The sequence below is a fragment of the Nitrobacter sp. 62-13 genome (genome assembly GCF_001896955.1).
GTDB lineage: Bacteria > Pseudomonadota > Alphaproteobacteria > Rhizobiales > Xanthobacteraceae > Nitrobacter.
In genome coordinates, this window is record NZ_MKRN01000094.1 from 4,338 (window position 1) to 11,881 (window position 7,544).

7 protein-coding genes are annotated in these 7,544 nt (G+C 63.8%); 3 read left to right on the forward strand and 4 right to left on the reverse strand.

Annotated elements, in window-relative coordinates; genetic code table 11:
* From BGN91_RS08400 to BGN91_RS08410, 3 genes are all read right to left on the reverse strand, one after another.
* Positions 1 to 1,190 (reverse strand): MDR family MFS transporter (locus tag BGN91_RS08400; protein ID WP_292612211.1); only part of this gene is annotated, 1,190 nt, incomplete at its 3' end.
* A gap of 4 nt (positions 1,191 to 1,194) precedes the next feature.
* Positions 1,195 to 2,355: an HlyD family secretion protein gene (locus BGN91_RS08405; protein ID WP_292612213.1), complete on the reverse strand. Its 1,161-nt coding sequence runs from the start codon at positions 2,353 to 2,355 to the stop codon at positions 1,195 to 1,197.
* Positions 2,348 to 2,836 (reverse strand): MarR family transcriptional regulator, encoded by a 489-nt coding sequence (locus BGN91_RS08410; protein WP_292612215.1) that lies wholly within the window; start codon positions 2,834 to 2,836, stop codon positions 2,348 to 2,350. Before BGN91_RS08410 ends, BGN91_RS08405 begins: the two co-directional genes overlap by 8 nt.
* A gap of 256 nt (positions 2,837 to 3,092) precedes the next feature.
* On the opposite strand from BGN91_RS08410, the gene BGN91_RS08415 reads away from it, so the two are divergent.
* The 3 genes from BGN91_RS08415 to ispG all read left to right on the forward strand — a co-directional run bounded on the left by BGN91_RS08415 (position 3,093) and on the right by ispG (position 6,052).
* A complete protein-coding gene (locus BGN91_RS08415; RefSeq protein ID WP_292612217.1) occupies positions 3,093 to 3,584 on the forward strand; it encodes a transcriptional repressor in 492 nt (163 codons plus the stop codon).
* Between the two features lie 125 nt (positions 3,585 to 3,709).
* Positions 3,710 to 4,621, forward strand: coding sequence for a DMT family transporter (locus BGN91_RS08420; RefSeq protein ID WP_292612219.1), 912 nt, complete (start codon positions 3,710 to 3,712; stop codon positions 4,619 to 4,621).
* A gap of 138 nt (positions 4,622 to 4,759) precedes the next feature.
* The gene (ispG, locus tag BGN91_RS08425) at positions 4,760 to 6,052 is read left to right on the forward strand and encodes a flavodoxin-dependent (E)-4-hydroxy-3-methylbut-2-enyl-diphosphate synthase (protein ID WP_292612221.1); all 1,293 of its coding nucleotides are present in this window, start codon (positions 4,760 to 4,762) and stop codon (positions 6,050 to 6,052) included.
* Between the two features lie 153 nt (positions 6,053 to 6,205).
* Here ispG and BGN91_RS08430 read toward each other — a convergent pair.
* On the reverse strand, positions 6,206 to 7,544 hold a 1,339-nt coding region (locus tag BGN91_RS08430; protein WP_292612223.1), incomplete at its 5' end, for a cation:proton antiporter.

Below are 7,544 nucleotides of genomic sequence, written 5' to 3' on the forward strand. Positions count from 1 at the left end.
CGCAAACGATCGGGCAGCGTCATGAAGGCTGCGGTCGTCATCGGCACGAAGACAAGGCCGATACCGTAACCCTGGAGGACGCTGTTGATGACGATGGTTTGCACCGAAACATCGGCGGTCCAGCCGGTCATGTCGTAAAGCGTGATAGCGATCAGCGAAAGGCCGACGGCGATCAGTGTCCGCGCTTCGAAGTACGTCATGAGACGGCTGACCATCATCATGGCCACGAACGTTCCGCCGCCGCGCGTCGCGAGCAGGAGCCCGGCGGTCAGGATCGGGTAGCCGTAGGCGTTCTGGAACAGCGGCGAGGCCAGCGCCATGGTCGAGAACAGCACGACGCCGATCACCGCCATGAAGATGAGGGCGGTCGCGAAATTGCGGTCCTTGAAGATCGCGAACTGGACGAATGGGCGCTTGGTCGTCAGCGAGTGCACGAAGAAATAATAGAAGCCGACGGCCGAGGCGATGAACTCGAGCGTGATCTCCCAGGACTCCAGCCAGTCGAGCTGCTCGCCACGATCGAGCGCAAGTTGCAGCGCGCCGATGCCCACGGCGAGCGCGCCGAAACCGAACCAGTCGAATTGCAACTTGGTGTCCAGTCTGGTCTCGTCCATGAAGATCATGAGGCCGATGACCGTGATCAGGCCGAACGGCAGGTTGACGAAGAACACCCAGTGCCAGCTATAGCTTTCGGTGAGCCAGGCGCCGAGCGAGGGGCCCATGATCGGCCCCAGCATCACGCCCATGCCCCAGATCGCCATCGCCTTGGCGCGCTCGTGCAGCGCGTAGCTGTCGAGCATCACCGCCTGCGACAGCGGGACCAGCGCCGCGCCGAACATGCCTTGCAGCAGGCGGCACAGCACCATCTGGGTGATATCCTGCGCCAGTCCGCACAAGACGGATGCGAGCGTGAAGCCGGCCGAGCAGAGGATGAAGATACGTTTGCGGCCGAACCGGTTGGCGATCCAGCCGACCGGCGCGGTCATGATGGCCGCTGCGACGATGTAGGACGTCAGCACCCAGTTGATCTGGTCCTGCGACGCCGACAGCGACCCCTGCATGTAGGGGAGAGCGACGTTGGCGATCGTGGCGTCGAGCGCCTGCATGATGGTCGCGGTCATGGCGCAGATCGTCACCATGTTCCGGCGCAGCCCCGGAACCGCAGCCGAGTGTGCGGCGGCCGCCGGCATCGCCTTAGTCCTGCTTCGCGCGGGACAGGCCGAACAGGCCCGCGAGCGAGCGGCGGTGATTGGTGTCGATCGAGACGTAGACGCTCATGCCTGATTTCGGCTTGCCGACCCGTGCATCGTTCTTGTCGAAATAGATCCGCACAGGAATGCGCTGCACGATCTTGACGAAGTTGCCGGTGGCGTTCTGCGGCGGCAGAATCGCGAATGTCGCGCCGGTGCCGGGACTGAGCGACCCGACCGTGCCCTTGAAGACATGATCGGGGAACGAATCGATGGAGAGATCGACCGGCTGTCCGACGGCCACGTAGGTGAAGTCGGATTCCTTGGGATTGGCGTCGACCCAGGGGTGATCGAGATCGACGACGCTGAATACCGGCGTTCCAGCGGTCACGAAGCGGCCGAGCTGGATGTTGTCGACCTGCGTCGCGACGCCGTCGATCGGCGCGCGCAGTTCCGTATTGGCAAGGTTGCGCTGCGAGTCGGCCAATGCGGCCTTGGCTTGTGCGTAGGCCGGGAATTTTTCCAGCGGCAGATTCGGATCGCCGAGCAGTTTGTTGCGGGTATTCGAAATCTGTTGCTCCAGAATCTGGTTCACGCCCTTCGCCTGCACCAGCGCGCTAAGCGCGTTGTCGAGATCGAGGCGCGATCCGAAGTTGCTTTTCACGAGCGTCGTCTTGCGATCGACGTCGCGTTGCTTGACGTCGATGCTCTCCTGGGCGAGCGCCTCGGACTGGGCGTAATTGGCGAGGTTCGATTTCAGCGTGTTGTACTCGATGGTCGCGTCGTTCAGCTTCGCTTCCGCCTGCCGGACGGCCAGGCGGAACGGCACGGGATCGATCTCGAACAGCAAATCGCCCGCCTTGACGTGTTGTCCCTCCTTCACGGTCACGCTGTCGATCTTGCCGGAGACCTCGGGCGTGATCAGAACCTTCTGCGCGCCGACATAAGCGTCGTCGGTTGTCACATAGCGGCCGCCCGACAGATAGAAGGTCAGCCCGGCGATCAGCGCGATCAGCGGCAGCATGACCAGAAGCAGCGGCCGGCGGTAGCGGCGCAGCGAAGCCAGCAACTGCCGGCGCGGCTTTGCATCGGGGGCCGTCGGCGGCGGCGGCTCCGTCGGTGCGCCCTTCTGGTCGGGCGGAAATTTGAGGGCGGGCTCAGCCATAGTGCCGCTCTTTCGCTTTCTCACTGTCGACGGGCGCGTTGCCTTGCAGCGCGTTACGAACGTTGTCCTTGACGGTTCCGAGTTGCGCGATCAGACGATGCGCGTCGGAGATGCTGATATCGGCGAGCGCAGCTTGCGTGATTTCGCCGCGCAACACGGCGAGTTGGGCCAGCAGGGGACGCGCGGCCTTGGTCAGGTAAAGACGATTGATGCGACGATCTGTTTCGTCGCCGCGGCGCTCGATCAGGCCGGCCTTGCAGAGCTTGTCGATCAGCCGTGTCAGCGTGATCGGCTGCATTTCCATCAGCTCGGCGACATCTGCCTGCTTCAGCCCCTCGGTGCGCTCCAGTTTGGCGAGCACGGCCCACTGCGCCCGGTTCAGGCCGTAGCGCGACGCCTGCTTGTCGGCAAAGAGCCGGAGCAGGCGCTGCACCTCGAACAGGGTAAACAGAAAGTCGCTATCGACTGAACGGTCGGGCATATCGAGAACTCCTAACACTCGTTATAATAAGCAAGCTCATGAAAAGCATTCCCTCGCTATGAAAAAGCTGACCTGCGTGCAGCTCATGGCTGGCTTCCCCGACACCGGGAACCCGCCTCATGCCGGCTGCTTGCCGGCACATAATACCTTTGGAAGGCCGCTATGTTGCGCTGCAAGATGCGGGTATTCCGCGAATATGGCTGCTGAATTGAAATAGAGCGGCGCAATCTGCTCAAACGGTTTAGATAGACATCAGATGACAGCGACCAGACCGACATTCCCGGTGCCCGGGCACGATCACGACCGCTGCGCCTCGGAGGCGATCAGCCATGCGGAGAAGGTCTGTGCGCAGCGCGCGCAGAAATTTACGCCGATCCGCCGCCAGGTGCTGCAGGCGCTGCTGTCGAGCCATCGCCCGCTCGGCGCCTATGAGGTGATCGAGGAACTGGCGAAATCGATGCCGCGCCCGGCGCCGATCACGGTCTATCGCGCGCTCGACTTTCTGATGGAAAATGGTCTCGTTCACCGGATCGAAAGCCGCAATGCGTTTCTCGCCTGCGGGCACGACCATGATACGAGTGCGTTGGTGGCGTTTCTCATTTGCGAGCGTTGCGGGTCGGTCGGCGAGATTCCGGCAAGCCGCGTGGCGCAGAGTCTCAGCGACGCGGTGCGCTCCACCGGCTTTACGCCGAAACTCTCGGTGGTCGAAATCACCGGCACCTGCGCGCATTGCCAGAACGCGGCCTAGCGCCAATCATCCGATGCTCCGCCGATCACGATACGGCGGCGATCCGGCCCACCGGGGACCATTCAACGAGCGATCCAGCCCTGACATCCGCGAGCCGGCCGCTGAGCGCGGGAGCGATCGCCCTGATGCTGATGCTCTGCCTGAGCTGGGGCTTCAATCAGGTCGCGGTGAAACTCGTCCTGCCCGACATTCCGCCGTTTCTGCAAGCTTTCGTCCGCTCCTGCGGCGCCCTCGTCGTGCTGCTGGTGATTGCGCGACTGCGCGGCGTGGCGTTGTTCGAGCGCGACGGCACGCTTGGCCCCGGCCTGGCCGCCGGCGTGCTGTTCGGATTCGAATTCGTGCTCATCTACCACGGCCTGCTGCTGACCACGGCGTCGCGCGCCGTGGTGTTTCTCTACACCGCGCCGTTCTTTGTCGCGCTCGGCTCCTCCCGCATTCTCGGGGAAAGGCTGCGCGCGTCGCAATGGGGCGGCCTCGCGCTCTGCTTCGCCGGCGTCGCCTGCGCGATCGGCGTGCCGCAGCCGGATGTCGACGGCCGCGTGCTGCTCGGCGACGTCATGATCGTCGTCGGCGGCGCGCTGTGGGCGGCTACCACGCTCCTGGTGAAGGCGAGTTCGCTGATCTCGTTGCCGCCGGAAAAAACCTTGATCTATCAGGTCGCGGTTTCAATCCCGATTCTCGGCCTCGCGGCCTGGGCCGCCGGCGAGACGCTGACCCGGTTTCCGGAGCCGCTGGCGCTGTCGCTGATGGCCTATCAGGCCGTCTGGGTGGTGGGATTGACATTTTTGATATGGTTTTCAATGGTTAAGACTTATTCCGCCAGCAAATTGTCGGCTTTTACCTTCATCACCCCTTTGTTTGGCGTCGCGGCTGGCTATGTGATCATGCATGATCCGCTGACGCCGGCTTTCGGACTTGCGGCGCTGTTGGTGGTTGCCGGCCTTTACCTCGTGAACCGGCCTGGTGCGGCGGTTCAGGAGTTTCCTTTCCCTTCGCCGCATGGTTTGGAGGAAACTCCTGAACCCAAACCGCACTAGAATTTAAAATTTAGCGGTATCGCTTTGAATTCGAAGTTCGCAAAAGGCTAGCTGTAGGGTTGAGCGAACGTCGAATTCGGGATACCGCCCGCCATTGATCCGTTGCTGAATCTGACGAAAACCTGATATTTGAGACCCATGAACAAGCTCGAAAACCCGTCGCAAATCGACGTCGCAGGCCCGAGTCCGCGGCACAAAACCACGCAGGTCATGGTCGGCAACGTCGCCGTCGGCGGCGGCGCGCCCATCGTGGTGCAGTCGATGACCAATACCGACACCGCCGACATCGAGGGCACCATCGCCCAGGTTGCGGCATTGTCGCGGGCCGGCTCGGAAATGGTCCGCATGACGGTTGACCGCGACGAGGCCGCCGCCGCCGTGCCGCATATCCGCGACGGCTTGCGCAAGCGCGGCATCACCACGCCGCTGATCGGCGATTTCCATTACATCGGCCACAAGCTCTTGGCCGATCATCCGGCCTGCGCCGAGGCGCTCGACAAGTACCGCATCAATCCGGGCAATGTCGGCTTCAAGGACAAGCGCGACAAGCAGTTTACCGACATCGTCGAGACCGCGATCAAATACGGCAAGGCGGTGCGGATCGGCGCCAACTGGGGCTCGCTCGATCAGGAACTGCTGACGCATCTGATGGAAGAGAACGCCAAATCGGCCGCGCCGTTGGATGCCCGCGCGGTGACGCGCGAGGCGATGGTGCAGTCGGCGCTGTTGTCGGCCAAGCGCGCCGAGGAGATCGGCCTGCCGAAAAACAAGATGATCCTGTCGGCGAAGGTCTCGGCGGTGCAGGACCTGATCGCCGTCTACCAGACGCTGGCGTCGCGCTCCGATTACGCGATCCATCTCGGCCTGACCGAAGCCGGCATGGGCTCGAAGGGCATCGTCGCCTCCAGCGCCGCGCTCGGAATCCTCTTGCAGCAGGGCATCGGCGACACCATCCGCATCTCGCTGACGCCCGAGCCGGGCGGCGACCGCACGCTGGAAGTACAGGTCGCGCAGGAACTGCTGCAGACCATGGGATTCCGCACCTTCGTGCCGCTGGTCGCGGCATGTCCCGGCTGCGGACGCACCACCTCGACCACGTTCCAGGAACTGGCGCGGTCGATCCAGGACTTCATTCGCGACGAGATGCCGAACTGGAAGGCGCAGTATCCCGGGGTCGAGCAGCTTAACGTTGCCGTCATGGGCTGCATCGTCAACGGCCCCGGCGAATCCAAGCATGCCGACATCGGCATCTCGCTGCCCGGCACCGGCGAGGCGCCGGCCGCGCCGGTCTTCGTCGACGGCAAGAAGTTCAAGACGTTGCGCGGGCCGGCCATCGCGCAGGACTTCAAGGCGCTGGTGATCGATTACATCGAGCAGCGTTACGGCGCCGGCGGCAAGGCGCCGGCCGAAGCGGTGACCGCCGCGGAGTGAGATCAACAGGGCGCTACGCCGACGTTCTTCGTCATGGCCGGACTTGTTCCGGCCATCAAGGTCTTTAGCCCTGATTGCATATGATGATTTGACGGGGATGCCTGCGACAAGCGCGGGCATGATGGTGGCGGTGCATTCACGACGCTTGCGATCCTAAAGCGGCGTGTGCTTTTCCCGGTTGTCGACCACCGCTTCCTCCAGGTCGAGATCGCGCTCGATCCGGCGGCGGGTTTCGTCGGTGATCTTGCCCTCGCGCAAGAGCCGGTGCAGATGCGTGCGCTCGATGCCGATGATTTCGCGCACCATGGATGCTCCCCTCGTCGCCGGCGAATGTTCGTCGCCGTCCCGCGGCGGATCGGGCAGCGCCCGCATCCGGGTCTCGTGCCGCGCTTCGAGAAATTTGGCGAGGCCCTCGGGCAGCTTGCGCTCGGCGATGATGGTCGTGAGCGCTTCGCGCGCAGCCTCGATGATGGTTCGCCGCGCCGCTATTTCCGCTTCACGCTCGTTCAGCGCCTCGCGATGGCCGTGCTTCGAGATTCCGAGCAGGTTGACGACCACCGGCAGCGTCAGGCCGATGCCGAACAGCGTCACGAAGATCACGCCGAAGCTCGTCAACTGGATGAGGTCGCGATAGGGAAACGCCTCACCGCCCGGCAGCGTCAGCGGCAGGGCCAGCGCCACCGCGAGCGACACCACGCCGCGAATGCCGGTGAAGCCGATCACCACGACATAGCGCCAGGGCGGGGTCGGATCGCGCCGTTTGGCCCGCGCGCTGAGGACGCGGGTCAGGTAGGTGCCGGGGAACACCCAGATGAACCGCGCGGCGATGACGATGGCGGATGTCAGCGCGATCGCCACCAGCACCTCGCCGATCGGGACCGCCTTCGCTTTCTCTATCAGCACCCGGACCTCGAAGCCCATCAACAGGAACAGCACGCCCTCGATCAGCCAGATTGCAAGATCCCAGAAGAAGATGCCCTGAAGCCGCGTCGCCGCCGAGATCAGCAGCGGTCCGTTCCAGCTCACGTAAAGTCCGGCGGCCACGGTGGCTATCACGCCTGATCCGCCGAGATGTTCGGGCACCCAGTAGGCAAGATAGGGCGTCAGCAGCGACAGCAGGATTTCCACCCGTGCATCGTGGGCCCACTGGCGCAGCCGCAGGCTGAGCCAGCCGACGATGATGCCGAACGCCATCTCGCCGAACAGGATGAGGACGAACGATCCGGCGGCGGTCGGCAGCGAAAAAGAGCCGGTCGAGACCGCGAGCACCGCGAAGCGATAGAGGATGAGCGCGGTGGCATCGTTGGCGAGGCCTTCGCCCTCGAGGATGACCAGAATCCTGTGCGGCAGATGCAGACGCTTGGCGATGGCGAGCGGCGCCACCACGTCGGGCGGCGAGACGATCGCGCCGAGCACGAAGCCGACGCCCCAGGGCAGGCCGAGCAGCCAGTGCGTCGCAGCCGCGACCGCGCAGGTCGTGAAGATGACACAG